16 protein-coding genes are annotated in these 16,913 nt (G+C 70.5%); 9 read left to right on the top strand and 7 right to left on the bottom strand.

The genetic code is table 11. The annotated features are described in order from the left end of the window. Positions 1–25 precede the first annotated feature (25 nt). The 3 genes from TTY48_RS11905 to TTY48_RS11895 are packed head-to-tail and all read left to right on the top strand — an operon-like array spanning position 26 to position 3,873. Positions 26–748, top strand: coding sequence for a phosphatidylserine decarboxylase (locus TTY48_RS11905; RefSeq protein WP_220657690.1), 723 nt, complete (start codon positions 26–28; stop codon positions 746–748). Further along, on the top strand, positions 745–1,647 hold the full coding sequence (locus TTY48_RS11900; protein ID WP_220657689.1) for a phosphatidylcholine/phosphatidylserine synthase: 903 nt from the start codon (positions 745–747) through the stop codon (positions 1,645–1,647). Before TTY48_RS11905 ends, TTY48_RS11900 begins: the two co-directional genes overlap by 4 nt. Positions 1,648–1,668: 21 nt before the next feature. Beyond that, complete coding sequence (locus TTY48_RS11895; RefSeq protein ID WP_220657688.1) at positions 1,669–3,873, top strand: AAA family ATPase; 2,205 nt, start codon at positions 1,669–1,671, stop codon at positions 3,871–3,873. Between the two features lie 72 nt (positions 3,874–3,945). Here TTY48_RS11895 and TTY48_RS11890 read toward each other — a convergent pair whose 3' ends face one another. Together TTY48_RS11890 and TTY48_RS11885 are read right to left on the bottom strand one after the other, a co-directional pair. Then, a complete protein-coding gene (locus TTY48_RS11890) occupies positions 3,946–4,803 on the bottom strand; it encodes an endonuclease domain-containing protein (RefSeq protein WP_220657687.1) in 858 nt (285 codons plus the stop codon). 175 nt (positions 4,804–4,978) lie between these two features. Continuing rightward, complete coding sequence (locus tag TTY48_RS11885; protein ID WP_220657686.1) at positions 4,979–5,428, bottom strand: hypothetical protein; 450 nt, start codon at positions 5,426–5,428, stop codon at positions 4,979–4,981. An 81-nt stretch (positions 5,429–5,509) separates the two neighbouring features. Between TTY48_RS11885 and TTY48_RS11880 the strand changes: the two genes are divergently transcribed. The 6 genes from TTY48_RS11880 to mnhG are packed head-to-tail and all read left to right on the top strand — an operon-like array spanning position 5,510 to position 11,977. Then, positions 5,510–8,407, top strand: coding sequence for a Na+/H+ antiporter subunit A (locus TTY48_RS11880; RefSeq protein ID WP_220657685.1), 2,898 nt, complete (start codon positions 5,510–5,512; stop codon positions 8,405–8,407). After that, a complete protein-coding gene (locus TTY48_RS11875) occupies positions 8,404–8,979 on the top strand; it encodes a Na(+)/H(+) antiporter subunit C (RefSeq protein WP_220657684.1) in 576 nt (191 codons plus the stop codon). The genes TTY48_RS11880 and TTY48_RS11875 overlap by 4 nt, the downstream gene beginning before the upstream one ends. Continuing rightward, positions 8,976–10,655 (top strand): Na+/H+ antiporter subunit D, encoded by a 1,680-nt coding sequence (locus tag TTY48_RS11870; RefSeq protein ID WP_220657683.1) that lies wholly within the window; start codon positions 8,976–8,978, stop codon positions 10,653–10,655. The genes TTY48_RS11875 and TTY48_RS11870 overlap by 4 nt, the downstream gene beginning before the upstream one ends. Continuing rightward, positions 10,648–11,349, top strand: a complete 702-nt coding sequence (locus TTY48_RS11865; RefSeq protein ID WP_220657682.1) for a Na+/H+ antiporter subunit E — start codon at positions 10,648–10,650, stop codon at positions 11,347–11,349. The genes TTY48_RS11870 and TTY48_RS11865 overlap by 8 nt, the downstream gene beginning before the upstream one ends. Further along, entirely contained in the window at positions 11,346–11,645 is a 300-nt protein-coding gene (locus tag TTY48_RS11860) for a monovalent cation/H+ antiporter complex subunit F (protein WP_220657681.1), read from the top strand. The genes TTY48_RS11865 and TTY48_RS11860 overlap by 4 nt, the downstream gene beginning before the upstream one ends. Continuing rightward, positions 11,645–11,977 carry a monovalent cation/H(+) antiporter subunit G gene (gene mnhG, locus TTY48_RS11855; RefSeq protein ID WP_220658562.1) on the top strand — a complete coding sequence of 111 codons (333 nt, stop codon included), beginning with the start codon at positions 11,645–11,647 and terminating at the stop codon, positions 11,975–11,977. Before TTY48_RS11860 ends, mnhG begins: the two co-directional genes overlap by 1 nt. On the opposite strand, the gene TTY48_RS11850 is transcribed toward mnhG, so the two are convergent. Genes TTY48_RS11850 through TTY48_RS11830 form a run of 5 tightly spaced genes read right to left on the bottom strand, consistent with a single transcriptional unit; the run spans position 11,974 to position 16,907 of the window. Beyond that, positions 11,974–12,987: a pyridoxal-phosphate dependent enzyme gene (locus TTY48_RS11850; RefSeq protein ID WP_220657680.1), complete on the bottom strand. Its 1,014-nt coding sequence runs from the start codon at positions 12,985–12,987 to the stop codon at positions 11,974–11,976. The two genes, mnhG and TTY48_RS11850, sit on opposite strands and share 4 nt — an antisense overlap. Beyond that, the gene (locus TTY48_RS11845; protein WP_220657679.1) at positions 12,984–13,901 is read right to left on the bottom strand and encodes a hypothetical protein; all 918 of its coding nucleotides are present in this window, start codon (positions 13,899–13,901) and stop codon (positions 12,984–12,986) included. The genes TTY48_RS11850 and TTY48_RS11845 overlap by 4 nt, the downstream gene beginning before the upstream one ends. Continuing rightward, positions 13,898–15,121 carry an MFS transporter gene (locus TTY48_RS11840; RefSeq protein WP_220657678.1) on the bottom strand — a complete coding sequence of 408 codons (1,224 nt, stop codon included), beginning with the start codon at positions 15,119–15,121 and terminating at the stop codon, positions 13,898–13,900. The genes TTY48_RS11845 and TTY48_RS11840 overlap by 4 nt, the downstream gene beginning before the upstream one ends. Then, on the bottom strand, positions 15,118–15,912 hold the full coding sequence (locus tag TTY48_RS11835) for a Rossmann-like domain-containing protein (RefSeq protein ID WP_220657677.1): 795 nt from the start codon (positions 15,910–15,912) through the stop codon (positions 15,118–15,120). The genes TTY48_RS11840 and TTY48_RS11835 overlap by 4 nt, the downstream gene beginning before the upstream one ends. Further along, positions 15,909–16,907 carry an ABC transporter substrate-binding protein gene (locus TTY48_RS11830; protein ID WP_220657676.1) on the bottom strand — a complete coding sequence of 333 codons (999 nt, stop codon included), beginning with the start codon at positions 16,905–16,907 and terminating at the stop codon, positions 15,909–15,911. Before TTY48_RS11830 ends, TTY48_RS11835 begins: the two co-directional genes overlap by 4 nt. Positions 16,908–16,913: the final 6 nt, after the last annotated feature.

Below are 16,913 nucleotides of genomic sequence, written 5' to 3'. Positions count from 1 at the left end.
GACCGTGAATCGAGAGGAACCGTAGGTGGCTCGCCGCCCCCAGACGCCGGTCGACGGCCAGCTCACCGAGCACTCCACCGGTGTCGGGCACGTCGCTGAGCTGATCCGTCACACCGTTCCGCCGCTGCACCCCGCGGGCACCCCGTTCATCGCGGGGTCGCTCGCGGTGGCGGCCGTGGGCTACCGCAAGGGCTGGATCCGGGTTCCCGCGCTGCTCACCGCCGCGGCCTGCGCCGGCTTCTTCCGGCACCCGCCGCGGGTCCCCCCGACGGCCGAGGGCCTGGCGGTCGCTCCCGCGGACGGCGAGGTCACCCTCGTCGACACGCACGTGCCGCCGGCCGAACTGGACCTGGGCACGGAGCCGCTGCCCCGGGTGTCGATCTTCCTCTCCGTCTTCGACGCACACGTGCAGCGCTCGCCGCTCACCGGCGTCGTCGACTCGGTGGTGCACACCCCCGGCAAGTTCCTCTCCGCCGACCTCCCCGAGGCCAGCGACGCCAACGAGCGCACCACGGTGCGCCTGGCCACCGAACACGGCCCCGTCGGCGTGGTCCAGATCGCGGGCCTGGTGGCCCGGCGCATCCGCACCGACTGCGCCGCCGGCGACACGCTGGAGCGGGGTGAGACCTACGGCATCATCCGGTTCGGCTCCCGCGTGGACACCTACTTCCCCGCGGGCACCGAGCTCACCGCGTACAGCGGGCAGCGCGCCGTGGCCGCGGAGACCGTGATCGCGCGCCTGCCGTGAGCACCCAGTCCGGGCCGGGCGACGACACCCCGCAGCGCCCCATCGGTGTCCTCCTGCTGCCGTCGATCCTGACGGTGGCGGGCCTGTGCGCGGGCCTCACGGGTGTCCGGTTCGCCGCCGAGGGCAAGGTCGACCTGGCGATCGGGCTCGTGGTGATCGCCGCGATCCTGGACGGGCTCGACGGCCGCGTCGCCCGGCTGCTCAGCGCCTCCACCAAGATGGGCGCCGAGCTCGATTCGCTGGCGGACGCCATCAACTTCGGTGTGACCCCGGCGCTGATCCTCTACTTCGTGTCCTTCCCCGGCAATCCCGCCGGATGGTTCGTGGTGCTGGTGTACGTGGTGGCGATGGTGCTGCGGCTGGCCCGGTTCAACACGCTCTCGGCCGATCCGAGCGCACCGGCGTACACCAAGGACTTCTTCGTGGGCGTGCCCGCGCCCGCCGGCGCGATGCTGGTGCTGGCGCCGCTCGCCGCGCAGCAGGAGTGGGGCCAGGGCTGGTGGTCGAGCACTCAGCTGGTGTCGGCGTGGACGCTGTTCGTGGCCGCGCTCACCGTCTCCCGGATCCCCACCTCCAGCTTCAAGACCATGACGGTCCAACCCGCCAAGGCCGCGGGCGTGCTCATCGCCGTGGCCGGCCTGGTGGCGCTGATCCTCACCTACCCGTACATCGCGCTGCTGGTGGTGGTGGCGATCTACCTGCTGCACATCCCGTTCGCGTGGCGCTCCAAGCGCTGGGTCGCCGCACGTCCGTCGGCGTGGGACACCAAGCCCGCCGAGCGCCGCGCCATGCGCCGCGAGCAGCGCCGGCCGGTGCGGCCCCGTCGCCGGGCCGCCCACCAGGGCACTCGACGGTCCGCCGCCCGCCTGGGCCTGCGCCGCCCCACCCGCGAGGACTGACAGCGCTCTAGTGTGGATGGCGTGCCGAACCTCTCGCTCACCGTCCGCCTGCAGACCTCCGCGCTCGAAGCGCGGCGGGGCATCGTCCGCATCCATCCCGAGGCCCTGGCGGCGCTCGGACTGCGCGAGTGGGACGGTGTCGAACTGCTCGGCGCGCGGCGCACGGCCGCGGTGGTCGCCGCGGCACCCGCGGGCACCGCTCCCGGTGTCGCCCTGCTCGACGAGCTGACGATCACCAACTGCGGCCTCCGCGAGGACGCCACCGTGGTGATCTCCCCCGCCACCGTGTACGGCGCGAAGCGGGTGCTGCTGCGCGGTTCCACCCTCACCCGCAGTGCGCTCGACGGTGCCGCACTGCGGCAGGCGCTGCTCGGCAAGGTGATGATGCCCGGCGACAGCGTCTCGCTGCTGCCCCGCGACCTGGGCCCTGGAACCTCGAACGCCGATGCCACACAGCAGCTCTCCCGGTTGGTGGGCATCACGTGGACGAACGAGCTGCTCACCGTGGTCTCGGTCGATCCCGCGCCGGGTCCGGTCTCGGTGCAACCGAATTCGGCGGTGCTGTGGTCCGACGATGCGACCGACGCCCCGGCCGGCGGCGATGTCACGGTGACCCTCGCCGAGGCGGTTCCCGACCAGGAGGCCGAGAAGGTCGAGGTGCGACCGGTCGCCGATCTGGTGGGCGCGGACGCCGCGGTCAAGCGGCTCACCGAATGGCTCACCCTGGCGCTCGACGAGCCCGAGCTGCTGGCCACCCTGGGCGCCCCGGCCCGGCTCGGCGTGCTCATCACCGGCCCGACCGGCGGGGGCAAGGCCACGATGGCGCGGGCCGTCGTCTCGCCGCGGCCGCTGGTCGAGCTCGACGGTGCCTTCACCGGCGCCCTGGAACCGCAGGCGCGGCTCGCGCGGGTGCGCGACGCGGTCTCGCGGGTGCGCGCGGCGGTCGACGGTTCCGGTGCGGCGCTGCTGGTCCGCGATGTGGAGGCACTGCTTCCCGCGCAGCGCGAGCCGGTGTCCACGATGATCCTCGACGAGCTGCGCAAGGCCGTTTCGACGCCGCGGGTCGCCTTCCTCGCCACCACCTCGGCGCCGAGCGAGGTGGATTCGCGGTTGCGCGAACCCGACCTCGCCGACCGCACGGTGGCGGTCGATCTACCCGACGCCAAGGAACGCGAACAGCTGCTGGCCCTGCTGCTGCGGGACGCGCCGACCGACCACGTCGACCTGTACGAGGTAGCGCTGCGGGCCCCAGGTTTCGTGGCGGCCGACCTGGCCGCGCTGTGCCGGGAGGGCGCGTTGCGCGCCGCCGCCCGCGTGGTGGGCACCGACGAGAAGGTCTCGATCACCCAGCCCGACCTGCTGGGCGCGCTCGGCGTGATCCGGCCCGTCTCCCGGTCGGCCACCGAGGAGGTGTCGGTCGGGTCGATCACCCTCGACGATGTCGGCGACATGGTCGAGACGAAGCAGGCGCTCACGGAGACGGTGCTGTGGCCGCTGCGGCACCCGGACACCTTCGCCCGGCTCGGCGTGGAACCGCCGCGCGGCGTGCTGCTCTACGGCCCGCCCGGGTGCGGAAAGACCTTCGTGGTTCGGGCTCTCGCCGCCTCCGGCCAGCTCTCGGTGCACGCCGTGAAGGGCGCCGAACTCATGAACAAGTGGGTCGGCGAGTCGGAGAAGGCCGTGCGCGATCTGTTCGCGCGGGCGCGCGGCAGCGCACCGTCGCTCATCTTCCTCGACGAGGTCGACGCCCTCGCGCCGCGGCGCGGGCAGTCGTCGGATTCCGGTGTGGGAGACAAGGTGGTGGCCGCGCTGCTCACCGAGCTCGACGGTGCCGAGCCGCTCCGCGATGTGGTGGTGCTGGGCGCCACGAACCGTCCGGACCTGGTGGATCCGGCGCTGCTGCGGCCCGGCCGGTTGGAGCGGCTGATCTTCGTGCCGCCACCGGACGCCGAGGCGCGCGCCGAGATCCTCAAGACGGCGTCCCGGTCGATTCCGTTGGCGGACGATGTGGACCTGCCCGCCCTCGCCGAGCAGCTCGACGGCTACTCCGCCGCAGACTGTTCCGCGCTGCTGCGCGAGGCCGCGCTCACCGCGATGCGCCGGGACATGGACACCGCCACCGTGACCGCCGACGATGTCGAGGCGGCCAGGAAGGTGGTACGGCCGTCGCTGGATCCGGCCCAGGTCGCCGATCTGCAGGCCTACGCCGACCGCAGATCGTCGTAGGGCGGTCCTGAAACCGGCGATTTCCTGGGCTTCGGGACGATATCGACCACGACGACTCGGAGAGCGCCGGTTTCAGAAATCCGGGGCGCCGCGGTGACGGCTACGACGGACCAGATCGGCGACCTCTGCGAAGAACTCGTCCCATCCGCCCATGACGTCGTTGTAGTCAACGCGGAGTATCCGATAGTTCCCCACGGTGGCGGTCCGATCACGCCGGATGTCCGCCCTGCGTTGCGCCCCACCATGATAGGACTCGCTGTCGCACTCGATGATGAGCTTGTCACCGACGAGGAGATCGACCCGCCCCACTCCAGGGATCGATACCTGACTCCGCACCTGAATGCGCGCGCTCTGCAGCCGGAATCGCGTGATCGATTCGGTGCCCGACCCGGCCTGCGGATCCAGCCGGTCCAGCAGCCTGGTCACCCGCTCGGGCGCGCCGCCGAAAATATGGCGCAGGTCCTCGATGACGAACGGGACCGGCATCCGCAAGGTCGAGTCCAGGACCGCGACGAAGAGATCCGCGGGTAGACAGTTCGCCGCACAGGTGAGGGCGACGCCCAGCGGATCCACCGCCCGCGTCGGCGTTCGCATCGGATGGAAGGACCGGCACTGCCGCCGGAACCGCGGCCGGGAACGATGCTCGGACCACCGCACGTGCAATCGTCCATCCCGCGGCGGTATCCACACGCCGGTTCGAAACTCGAGCGCGGAGACGCACGTCAGCACGGCGCCAGCGCGCACCACCTCAACCACATCGGACTTCGCCCCGGGCAGGTGGTACCAGCCGCGCCGGATCAGCCGCAGATCTCCGCGCCTGCGCAGGTCATCGACGATGCCGCCGTCGATACCCTCCCGGACCAGTCGTCTGCGCGAGACCACGCCGCCGTCGGCTGCGGCGCAGTGCGCCACCAGGTTCCTCGGATCCATGAGCCGATCGTGACTGGTGACCGATGCGACCTGTCGGCCCTGGACCGCGCGCTGTGGAAAGACGCGGTTCCATACGCTTCGCTGTGCACGGCGCGGTTCTCAAACCGGCGTTATCCGAGGTCACATGGCACAGAGCAGGGTGTCGACGAAGATTCTGCCGGTTTCTGACGCGGGGTCAGCCCTTGCTGACGGAGTAGTACACGGCGTTGGGGACGGCGCCGCCGTCGACGGAACTCACGGTGACCACGTAGCCCTTGCCGGAGAACTGCGCGGAGCGGCTGGCGCCCTCGGGGCCGTCGCCGAGGGCGAGGTATCCGGCGTCGGTGAGCTTCTTCTTCGCTGCGTCGTAGCCGCCGGGCTGAGCCTGGACCGTCACGTTGTACACGGTGACGCCGTCCTGCGACCGTTCGCCGGCGTCGATCAGGGTCCCATCGACCAGCGGCACCTCGTCCTTGGGGAACGACGCGGGCAGCGTCACCGAGGTGGTCTGCTGCGCCGGTTCGTTCCCGCAGCCCGCGCTCATCAGCACCGCGCCCGCCGCGAGGACGGCCGCGACACCGCGCGCGGCACGCCCCGGACGGCGGCGCGCGGAGACCTGCGAAAGAGTGGTCGGACGATCCGTCATCTGGTCCCTTCAGCTCTCGACATGCTGCACCGGTAAGATGCCAAAGCGAACGACACCCCGCTCAAACAGGACGGAGTGCCCTTGCTTGTCATCCTTGTCTGCTTGTCATTGGCGACCTTAGCCGCCCCCGTGGTGGTGGGCCGGTTCGGCGCGCGCGGCTTCCTCGGCCTCGCCGTCGTCCCCGCCGCGGCTCTCGTGTGGATCATCGCGCAGTGGCCGCGATCCGGCGAACCCGAACGCACCGAGACCCTGCGCTGGGTGCAGTCGCTCAACATGAACTTCGACCTGCGGCTCACACCGCTGGCCGCGGTGATGTCCGTGCTGGTCCTCGGCATCGGCGCGGTGATCCTGGTCTACTGCTCCGGCTACTTCACCGACACCCCGAACACCCGCAAGCTGCCCACCTTCGCCGCCGAGCTGGTGGCCTTCATGGCCGTGATGTTCGGCCTGGTCGTGAGCGACAACATGCTCGCGATGTACGTCTTCTGGGAGCTCACCTCGGTGCTCAGCTTCCTGCTCGTCGGCTACTACGCCGAACGCGCCACCAGCCGCCGGGCCGCCACGCAGGCGCTGCTGGTCACCACCCTCGGCGGCCTCGCGATGCTGGTCGGCATCATCGAGCTCGGCGAGCACTACGGCACCTACCTGTTCTCCGAGGTGATCGCGAAGGCCGTGGCCGATCCGTCGACCATCTCGATCGGCGTCGAGGTGGGCGTGGTGCTCATCCTGATCGGCGCGATCAGCAAGTCGGCGATCGCGCCCTTCCACTTCTGGCTCCCCGGCGCGATGGCCGCGCCGACGCCGGTGTCGGGCTACCTGCACGCCGCGGCGATGGTGAAGGCGGGCATCTTCCTCGTCGCGCTCATCGCGCCCGCGTTCTCGCACCTCACCTCGTGGCGGGTGATCGTCTTCGGGCTCGGCATCAGCACGATGATCCTGGCCGGATGGCGGGCCCTGCGCGAGTTCGACCTCAAGCTCATCCTGGCCTTCGGCACCGTCAGCCAGCTCGGCATGCTGCTGGTTCTGGTGGGTACGGGCGAGCGGAACGTCGCGCTGGCGGGCATCACCATGCTCACCGCACACGCGCTGTTCAAGGCCACCCTGTTCATGGTGGTCGGCATCATCGACCACGCGGCCGGCACCCGCGACATCCGGCGCCTGGCCCGCCTCGGCGACAAGCAGCGCCCGCTCGCGGTGATCGCCGCCCTCGCCGCCGCGTCGATGGCCGGCATCCCGCCGCTGTACGGCTTCGTCGGCAAGGAGGCGATGCTCGAATCGATGCTGCACGCCGATCTGCCCACGCCGCTGCCGGTGCTGCTGGTCGCCGGACTGTGCGCCGGTTCGGCTCTGACCGTGGCCTACAGCATCCGGTTCCTGTGGGGCGCCTTCGGCCGCAAGGGACAGGTCGCGCCGACGCGCGCCGTCGCCGAGATGCACACTCCTGCTGCCGTGTTCATCGCCGGCCCCGCCCTGCTCGCCGCGCTCAGCCTGATCGCCGGGTTCGCCTCGCCGTGGCTCGATCACGTGCTCAGCGGCTACCCGGATTCGCAGTTCCCGCCTGCGGAGGATCCGTACCACCTGGCGCTGTGGCACGGCTTCACGCTGCCGCTGCTGCTGACGGTGCTGATCGTGGCGACCGGTGTGCTGATCGTGCAGCCCAACAGCCCGTTCTCGCGGCTGCGCCGCCGCAACAGCCTGTTGCTGGGCAACGCGGACCGGCTGTACGACGCCACGCTGCGCGCGGCCGATGTGGTGTCCCTGCGCATCACGCAGTCCACGCAGCGAGGCTCGCTGCCGCTCACCCAGGGCACCATCCTGCTGACGCTGGTGCTGCTGCCGATGGCCCTGTTCGCGCTCGGTGCGCGGGCCCGGCCGGAGCTGCGGATCCAGATGTCGCCCGTCTTCCTCGCGGTGGCCGTGCTCATGTGCGTGGCCTCGCTGACGGCGGTCGTGCTGCGGAACCGTCTGGCAACGGTGCTCGTGGTCAGCGTCACGGGCTACGGCACGGGCGTGATCTTCGCGATCTACGGCGCCCCCGACCTGGCGCTCACCCAGTTCCTGGTGGAGACGATCACGCTGGTGGTCTTCGTGCTGGTACTGCGCAAGCTGCCCGCCGAGGCGCCGATCACGGGCAGCCGCCCCACCCGCCTGATGCGGGTAATCCTCGGCATCGCCGTGGCCGCCATGGTCGTGGTGGTGGGCGTGGCCGCCCGCGCCGCGCGGGTGGCCGCGCCCGTCGCGGACCGTCTGCCCGACCAGGCCTACAAGTTCGGCTACGGCAGCAACACCGTGAACGTGACCCTCGTGGACATCCGCGCCTGGGACACCTTCGGTGAGATCTCCGTGCTGCTGGTGGCCGCGACGGGCGTCGCCTCGCTGGTCTTCCGTAACCGCCGGTTCGGCTCGGCGCCGCGCATGTCCTCGGAGGCCACGGCCGCCGCGGCGGAGGCACCGGGCACCACCTGGCTGCGCGGGAGCGCGATGCGCGACCCGCGGCATCGGTCGCTAGTCCTGGAGGTCACCTCGCGGATGGTCTTCCCGACGATCATGGTGGTCTCGATCTACTTCTTCTTCGCGGGGCACAACGCCCCCGGCGGCGGTTTCGCCGGTGGCCTGACGGCGGGGCTCGCCCTGGTGCTCAGGTACCTGGCCGGCGGCCGCTACGAGATCGGCGAGACGCTGCCGCTCGACGCGGGCAAGGTGCTCGGCACCGGCCTGCTGCTCGCGGCCAGCGGCACGGTGGTCTCGCTGCTGGTGGGCGCCCCGGCCATGTCCTCGCAGGCCTTCGAGTTCACCCTCCCGGTGTTCGGGGAGGTCAAGTTCGTCACGGTGCTGATCTTCGATGCCGGCGTCTACCTGATCGTGGTGGGCCTTGTGCTCGACGTGCTGCGCAGCCTCGGGGCCCGCCTCGATCTGGAGGGCTCTCCCGCCGACCAGACCTCGCCGCTCCCCGTCCAGACCGGTGGAGGTGCGCGATGATCGTCGACGTCGGACTGTTCGCGGCGATCGCCGTGATGATGGCCACGGGTGTGTACCTCATCCTGGACCGCAGCCTCACCAGGATGCTGATGGGCATCATCCTGGCCGGCAACGCGGTGAACCTGCTCCTGCTGTCCCTGGCCTCGCCGCCCGGGAATCCGCCGATCGTGGGTTACTTCTCGGAGGGCCGCGATTCGCTCGCCGATCCGCTGGCGCAGGCCCTGATCCTCACGGCCATCGTCATCACGATGGGCATGGCGGCGTTCATCCTGGCGCTCGCCTACCGCTCGTTCACCATCAACACCGACGACGAGGTCGACGACGACCCCGAAGACACCAAGGTGCTCGAACGCGATGTGGATCGCGCCTCGGAGGATCCTGACTTCGACGCCTCGGACGATCCGATCACGGGCGCACCGTCGGCCCTGGGCGACGCCTTCGGGCCGGACGGTGAGCCGCTCACACCCGAGGAGCTGCGCAAGGCCCGGGTGGACGCGGTGGACACGGGCGCGATGCCGATACCCAACCGGGCCCCGGACCAAGCAGGCGAGCGGAAGGAGGGAGACCGATGACCGAAGCGTTCATGCAGAACCTCCTGCCGCTCCCCACCGTGCTGCCGCTGGTGGCCGCCGCGATCACCCTGGTGGTGGGCCGGCATCCCCGGCTGCAGCGCCTGGTGGCACTGCTCTCGCTGACGGCGCTCGTGGTGGTCTCGGCGATGATGCTCTACTACACCGACCGGTACGGCACGATCGCGCTGCACATGGGCGGCTGGGGCGACCGGGACGGCGGGGGCAGTCCGCTGGGCATCACCCTGGTCGCGGACCAGTTGTCGGCGATGATGCTGCTGGTCTCCACCGTGGTGCTGCTCGGCGTGCTGGTGTACTCGGTGGGACAGGGTATCCGCGACGGCGACGAGAACCAGCCGGTGTCGATCTTCTTCCCCACCTACCTGGTGCTCGCGGCGGGTGTGTGCAATGCCTTCCTCTCGGGCGACCTGTTCAACCTGTTCGTCTCCTTCGAGATGCTGCTCGCCGCGAGTTTCGTGCTGCTCACCGTGGGCGGCAGCGCCGACCGGGTGCGGGCCGGCGTCTCGTACGTGATGGTGTCGATGCTCTCGTCGGTGGTCTTCCTGCTGGGCATCGCGTACGCCTACTTCGCCACGGGCACGCTGAATCTCGCGGACATGGCGATCAAACTGCAGGACCTGCCCTCGGGTACCCGCACCACCCTGTTCGCGGTGCTGTTGGTGGCCTTCGGGATCAAGGCGGCGGTGTTCCCGCTGTCCACCTGGTTGCCGGACTCCTATCCGACGGCGCCCGCACCGGTCACCGCGGTCTTCGCGGGCTTGCTGACGAAGGTCGGTGTGTACGCGATCATCCGGGCGCACACGCTGCTGTTCCCCGGCGGCGCGGTCGACAACGTGCTGCTCATCGCAGCGCTGTTGACGATGATCGTGGGCATCCTGGGTGCGATCGCGCAGACCGACATCAAACGTCTGCTCTCGTTCACCCTGGTGAGCCACATCGGCTACATGATCTTCGGCATCGCTCTGTCCACGCCGCTGGGCCTGAGCAGCTCGATCTACTACGTGGCGCATCACATTCTGGTGCAGACAACGCTGTTCCTGGTGGTGGGCCTGATCGAACGCCAGGCCGGCGCGGCATCGCTGCGCCGCCTCGGTGGACTCGCCGCGGCCAGCCCGGTGCTGGCGATCCTGTTCTTCCTGCCGGCGCTGAATCTGGGTGGTATTCCGCCCTTCTCGGGATTCATCGGCAAGGTGGGCCTCCTGGAGGCGGGCGTGCAGGTGGGTTCGGTGCTGGCCTGGGTGTTGGTGGCGGGCAGCGTGATCACCAGCCTGCTGACGCTGTACGCGGTGGCCCGCGTGTGGACGAAGGCCTTCTGGCGGGCCCGCGCCGATGCTCCGGAGGGCCAGCTCGCCGGTGCGCATCCCGAGGCGCTGCTGGCCGATGCCGATGACATCGAGTTCGCCGATCGCGAGGATCCGGGCCGGATGCCGATCAGCATGGTGGCACCCACGGCCGCGCTGTTCGCGGTGGGCCTGGCGATCGCGGTCTGGGCCGGACCGATGTTCGACGTCACCGACCGAGCCGCGGAGCAGCTGATCGGCCGGGTCGACTACGTCGAGGCGGTGCTCGGTCACGAGGGTGCGCTCAAGCTCAAGAACGCCGACGGTACGCCGGTGATCCACGACGATGCGGCGAAGGCGGGTGGGAACCATGGCTAAGAAGCTGGTGCACCGGATCCTGCCCGATCTGACCGACGGCCGGGCGGTGCTGGCCAAGCTCGCCCAGTTGGTGTGGCTGGACGCGGTGTGGGTGATGCTGTGGGGCCGGATCACGCCGGGCAACATCCTCGCCGGCCTACTGGTGGGCGCGGCGATCCTGTTGCTGCTGCCGCTGCCGCCGGTGCCGGTCGAGGGCCGTGTGCACATCTTCTCGCTGATCAAGCTGGGCCTGGTCTTCATCGCCGAGATGCTCAAGTCGTCGGTGCAGGTGGCGTGGCTGGCGCTGCGGCCGGGCGGCCCGCCGATGAGCGCGGTGCTCCGCGCGAAGGTTGAGGTCAAGTCCGATCTGGTGCTCACCCTGCTGGTGGACATGATGAACCTGATCCCGGGCACCATGGTGCTCGACATCGACACCAAGCGCCGCCTGCTGTACGTGCACGTGGTGGACGTGAGCAGCGAGAAGGCCGTGCGCCAGTTCTACCGCAGCACAGCGCGACTCGAGCGCCTGTTCATCAGTGCCTTCGAGCGGGACAACGAGTGGCACGCGAGCCCGCTGCACGGCGTCGACGACGATTACCACGATCTCTCGCTGAACGAGCGCACGAATCGCGATGCCCGTGCCATGGCGCAACCGGAGATCGACTACCGCCGCGAGCAGCGGGGCGAATCGCCGCAGCAGGAGGGACAGTCATGACCGTGGTCTTCGTGGTGACCGGCGTGATCCTCGTGATCGCGGCGTTCATCACCGCCTACCGGCTCCTGGTGGGCCCCAACACTCTCGACCGCGTGGTCTCGGTGGATGCGCTGGTCGCGATCGCAATGGGCGGGCTCGCGGTGTGGGCGGCGTACAGCGGTAACTCGTCGGTGATTCCCGGTGTGGTCGCGCTGTCGCTGATCGGCTTCGTCGGTTCGACGTCGGTGGCCCGGTTCCGCGTGCCCGATGATGCGGGGACCGCCAAACCCGATGCGCCGAAGGGCGGTGGCAAGTGATGGTTCTCGATGTGATCGCCGCGATCCTGATGATCACCGGCGCGGTCTTCGCCCTGACGGCCGCGATCGGCATCGTCCGGTTCCCGGATACCCTCACCCGGATGCACGCCGCCACGAAGCCGCAGACGATGGGCCTGCTGCTCCTGCTGGGCGGTGCGGCGATCGTGCTACGCGATTCGGTGGACGTGTGGATGCTGGTGCTGGCCGGGCTCTTCGCCCTGCTCACCGCACCGGTCGTGGCACACCGCGTGGGCCGCGTGGCCTACCAGGAGCAGCGGCTGCGCGATCAAACCATCGAGATCGAGGACATGGAGACCGGCGCCCGCGATTAGGCCGGCGCGGGCCTGCCCGCCCACCGCATGCGCGACCACGGCAGCTCCACGTCCTCCGGCCGGGTGACCGTCAGCGGCCGCGGCCGGGGACCTGTCGACGGTGCGGTGGCCAGTGCCCGCGCGTAGCGGTGCCCCGTGTCGGGTAGTACCTGCACGGTGGCGTCGACGGGCGCAACGTCGGGCTCGTCGTCCTCGTGCCCGGCGACCGCGTGTCCGGCGCCGGACGACAGGCCGGCGAACAGCGCGTACTCGCGCAGTAGGTCGTGGGTGCCGGTGCGGGCCACCTCGAACGAGACCCAGTGGATCACGTCGTAGAGCCCGTGCCGCACGTTGTCGAACGTGATCGACGAGCCGATCCCGGCGATCAGCATGTCCGGGTCGTCGACGTGCTGCGAGCCGAAGGTGATGCTGCCGAAGGGTTGTACGCCCACCAGTTGCACTGAGAGCCCCGAGTCCTCGAGGCCGAGCCGCAGCGCACCGCTGGAAACGCCGGAGCCGACGGGCGCGACCAGCCGGATCGATCGGATCCCGGCGTCGGTGAGTTCGGCTGCGACGGTGCGTGCGATCTCGCGATAGCCCAGGTAGTGCACCGGGTCGTGGTACTGCCGCATCCAGTGCAGGTCCGGGTCTTCCGCCAGCAGCTCGGTGACGCGGCGGACCCGCCGGTCCTGATCCAGCTTCAGGGATTGCGACGACGGCATTTGCTCGAGCTCGACGCCGAGGGCGAGCAGCTGCAGCCGAAGGGTCTCGTCGATCGTGGTGGATCCGATGATCCGGCAGTGCACTCCTCGCTCATGACAGGCCAGCGCCAGGGCGTAGGCGTAGATGCCGGACGAGGAGTCGATCACCCTGCCGCCCGGCTGAACTCGGCCGGAGTCGATCGCTGCGGCGAGGGCGGCGCGGGCCGAGGCGACCTTCATGGATTCGAACCGCAGCAGATAGCGGTGCTCGGTGGCACGGATCAGCGCCGGGGTGCTGAGTGCCTCGCCGATATGCCGAATCGTCCTCATGCTGCGCCCCCGATCGGGAGCGGTTCGGCGTCGACGTACAGGCCCAATTCCCTCGCGGCAGCGCAGGTGTGGGCGATCGCCTCGGGCGGATGGGCGGCGGCGAACAACAGGCCGGCGACGTTGCCGGAATGCGCTACCTGCACGCCGAGGGCACCGCCGTGATCGCCGACCGCGAGCAGCAGTTCCAGATCGGGTTTGTGATGCCGGGTCTGATTGAGCCGGGCACTGCGGGTCGCGACCGCACCGATCGCGGCGGCATCACCCGCTCGCACCGCGGCCCGGAGCGTGCGGCGCAGTTCCTCGTAGTCGTCGACGTCCGCGGCGCCGGTGATGGGCAGCGCCAGGGTGTCGACGGGGTCGCCGAGCCGACAGCGCAGCAACAGCATCGGCGGCAGGCCGGCGCCCAGTTCCTCGATCACGTGGCCGTGCCGGTGTGCGAACAGTACCGGCCGGTCGGCCCAGAGGGGGTCGGAAGCGCCCTCCGCTGCGACGGTGAGCCGGGCGACGACGTCGACGTCCAGCTCGACGGACGCCGAATCCGCCACGGCCCGCACCGCGGCGAGTACATCGGCGGTCGAGGAGCCGAGCCCGAGCCCGACGGGCATCGTCCGAGTCACCGCGAGCTCCCCGCCGGTGAACGGGACGCTGCCCTGCTCACGGAGGTGGCGGATCGTCGCGCGGGCCGCACTGCGGGCCTTGCGTAGGCCCCGCCCGCTCCCGCACCCGCTGCGCACCGAGCCCGATCGATCCGGCACGAAGACGGCGACCGACGCGAGGCTGCGTACCGGCACCGTCACCAGGCCGGGGCACTCACCGAGCTCGGGGCAACGGAAGCGGCCCTGGAGGATCTCGCCGTGGTGGCCGGTGCTGCGCCCCACGCCCCGGCCGCGGGGCGCGGCCCGGTGCGCGCTCACGCCGTTGGTCCCGTGCTGTTCGCCACCCGCTCGGCGGTATCCGCGCGACGGGCGCGCCATGCGAAGACGCCGGCGAGCAAGGTGGCACCGCCGAGGACCACGCCGACACCGGTCCAACCGCCCACGGCGAGCGCCGCGCCGCCCAGGGTAGCACCGGCGAAGACACCGACGCTTTGGGCCGCCCCGTTGAGCGAGAGCACGGTGCCGCGCACCTGCCCCGCCCCACGCACCAGGGTCGTCGTGACCGCCGCGGCGATCACCGCGTGCGATGCGGACACCAGCGCCACCATCACCCAGGAGATCGCCACGTGCGGCGCCGTGTACAGCACGACCATAGATAGGGAGGCGACGAGGATCGCACTGACCACGGTGCCGAACAAACGGTCGGCGCCGCGGTCCTGCATCACCCTGCCGCCCAGGAAGTTCCCGAGGAAGAAGGCGAGACCGGAGGTGGCCCACACCAGGGAGAACCATCCGGTGCCGATGCCGAATCGCGCTCCGAACGCGGCGGCGATGTAGGCCAGCGAGCCCATGAAGGCAAGCGTGCGCAGCAGCGAGATCGCCAGAGTGTCCAGCGCGCCCGGGATGGACCGCACGGTCCGGAAGGCCTGCAGATAGCTGACCTTGGTGTGCCCTCCACTCGGATCGGGGTGCCGGGCGACGAACGCGGCGACCACGAGCAGCACCACGGCCGCGGCAGCCATATCGGCGCGCCACCCCCACAGCACCGCGGGCAGGGCCAACACCGGGGCGGCGAGCACCGCAGTCAGCGTCATGGTCGACGAGACCAGGGTCGCCGCCCGCGCGGATGCCGCGGGCGAGTCAAATCGATCGGCCGCCATCGCCGACAGCGCGGGGTTCAGAACAGCTGTGCCCGCGCCGATCAACAGACAGAAGGCGATCCACGCGGCGGTGCTGCCCTGGAGCGACAGGCCGCAGCCGGCCGCGAGCACCAGCAGCGCGAGCGCGGCGACCGAGGATCGGGACAGCCGGTCCAGCAGCGGTGCGGCCGCCACCCCGACCAGGAGCGCCGCCACGCCACCGAGGCCGCGGAGGCTGCCGATCAGGTCGACGCCCGCGTGGGCATCGGCGGCGATGGCGACCAGGAAGTTGGCCATAACGGTGAACGGCACGAGCCCGAGTGCGGCGGCGGCGAGCATCGGCCACACTGCGCGGATCAGCACCCGGTCCGGCACCGGACGGTCGGCGGGGGCGCTCATGGCACGTCCCGGTAGAGATACATCGGCGAGGCGTCGGCGGAGAACTGGGAGAACGGAAAGTGCTCGGCGGAGAGGGCGGTCAGGCCGGCACCGAGGAAGGCACGGGCGACGGCGGCACCGCTCTGGGCGTACACCGCCAGCGGCAGGTCGCGCTCGCGGCAGCTGGCGATGATCTCATCGAAGGTACCGTTGCCCAGCGTCATTCCGGTGGCCAGCACGGCGTCGGCGCGTGCGATCACCTCTTGGTGGTCATCCGCCACCGGATCGCCCCAGTGCGTGAACTGCAGATTGCGATCCGCGGGCAGGGGTTCGCCGCCACGGTCGCGGATGGCGGCGACAAGGGGATTCACGACGCCGATCAGCGCGACCCGCGCGCCCGGCGCGAACGAGAGCAGTTCGGCCACGGCGGCGTCGCGGGAGACGGCGCGCACGTCCGGTGTCCCGGTCGGCAGGATCCGGGTCTCGGCGCGCGGGTCGTCACGGTGCGGAGAGACGGCACCCAGGGCGGCGTCCGCGGCCGCGATCCGCACGGGCTGGGCCGCGTGGTCGAGCAGCGCGGCGAGCGGTTCTCCGGACAGGTCGGCGATCTCCGGTCCGAGCTCGCCCTCTTCGAAGGCACAGGCGCCGAACGCCTCTCCCACGCGCACGAGGACGTAGCGGTTGCGGTAGCGCTGATCACTGCCCGCCAGGCGGGTGCCGTGCGAGACGAAGAAGACGCTGCGGGCGACCTGATCGCCGGCAGCGTCGCGCGCGAGGTCGACGACGTCGGCGACGGTGCCGGGGGCGGTCATCGGGTAACTCCGCTCTGCTCGAGGTAATCCGCGAGCGTCGATGCGGCGTCGAGATTGCGGGCGCCGGCAACCAGTTCGGCGTAGTCCACCACGCGGATCCGGTCTCCACGGACCGCGGGAGAATCCTTGATCGGCGATGCCTGGCGCAGGTAGTCGATCTTCTGCTGCGCGGGCTGCTTGTCGTAGTCGACGATGACGATCACCTCGGGCTGCGCGGCGACGATGGACTCCCAGCCCACGGCGGTCCAGCGGCCGTCCACGTCGTGCGTCACAGATCGGCCGCCGGCGAGCGAGACCACCTGGTCGGCGGCGGCGCGACGGCCGGCGGTGTAAGGCTCAGAGGTACCGGAGTCGTAGATGAACACCGACGGTTTCACGCGCTTGCGGTCGGCCCGTTCCTGCAGCGCACGTTCCCGGGCGCGCAGTTGGTCGACCAGTGCGGCGGCGCGGTCCTGCACCCGGAAGATCGCCCCCAGGTTGGTGAAGTCGGCGTAGGTGTCCGCCAGAGGGTTCGCGGCGCGGTCGGCGGGCTTGTCGCCGTAGTTGTAGCAGGTCTCCTCCTGCATGTAGCTCCCGATCCCCAACGTGTTCAGTGAATCCGGCGTCACGCCCCGCGCCGGGCTGAAGCCTGCCTGCCAGCCCGCGAAGACCCAGTCGGCCTTGGCGGCGACGAGCGGCTCCTGTGTCAGTACGCCGTCGCTCAGCACCGGCACCTTGGCGTACTCGGCCCGGTAGGGAGACTTGGCGATGACCCCGTTCACCGTCTTGGGCAGTACGATTCCCTTGATCCGATCGGTGAGGCCCAGGGCGAACATCTTCTCGATCGCGGAGACGTCATAGGGCACTGCTGCGGTCGGCGACGGATAGTGCTGCTGGACTCCGCAGTTGGTCACTTCGATCGGTGCGGCCGTCGGTTCCGCGGTGCGGGCGCCGCACGCAGCGGTGACCGCAACGGTCGCCGCGAGGGCGGCGGCGATCAGGGGACGGGTGGGCATGGTGGT

Source organism: Tsukamurella sp. TY48, from assembly GCF_019656655.1.
GTDB classification, from domain to species: domain Bacteria; phylum Actinomycetota; class Actinomycetes; order Mycobacteriales; family Mycobacteriaceae; genus Tsukamurella; species Tsukamurella strandjordii.
This window is presented reverse-complemented; position numbering and strand designations above follow the sequence as displayed.

Excerpts from the sequence above, each read along its gene's own strand:
- TTY48_RS11850 (WP_220657680.1), bottom strand. The coding sequence starts at position 12,987 with ATGAGGACGATTCGGCATATCGGCGAGGCACTCAGCACCCCGGCGCTG.
- TTY48_RS11885 (WP_220657686.1), bottom strand. The coding sequence starts at position 5,428 with ATGACGGATCGTCCGACCACTCTTTCGCAGGTCTCCGCGCGCCGCCGT.
- TTY48_RS11875 (WP_220657684.1), top strand. The coding sequence starts at position 8,404 with ATGATCGTCGACGTCGGACTGTTCGCGGCGATCGCCGTGATGATGGCC.
- TTY48_RS11835 (WP_220657677.1), bottom strand. The coding sequence starts at position 15,912 with ATGACCGCCCCCGGCACCGTCGCCGACGTCGTCGACCTCGCGCGCGAC.
- TTY48_RS11840 (WP_220657678.1), bottom strand. The coding sequence starts at position 15,121 with ATGAGCGCCCCCGCCGACCGTCCGGTGCCGGACCGGGTGCTGATCCGC.
- TTY48_RS11830 (WP_220657676.1), bottom strand. The coding sequence starts at position 16,907 with ATGCCCACCCGTCCCCTGATCGCCGCCGCCCTCGCGGCGACCGTTGCG.
- TTY48_RS11890 (WP_220657687.1), bottom strand. The coding sequence starts at position 4,803 with ATGGATCCGAGGAACCTGGTGGCGCACTGCGCCGCAGCCGACGGCGGC.
- mnhG (WP_220658562.1), top strand. The coding sequence starts at position 11,645 with ATGGTTCTCGATGTGATCGCCGCGATCCTGATGATCACCGGCGCGGTC.
- TTY48_RS11860 (WP_220657681.1), top strand. The coding sequence starts at position 11,346 with ATGACCGTGGTCTTCGTGGTGACCGGCGTGATCCTCGTGATCGCGGCG.
- TTY48_RS11865 (WP_220657682.1), top strand. The coding sequence starts at position 10,648 with ATGGCTAAGAAGCTGGTGCACCGGATCCTGCCCGATCTGACCGACGGC.
- TTY48_RS11870 (WP_220657683.1), top strand. The coding sequence starts at position 8,976 with ATGACCGAAGCGTTCATGCAGAACCTCCTGCCGCTCCCCACCGTGCTG.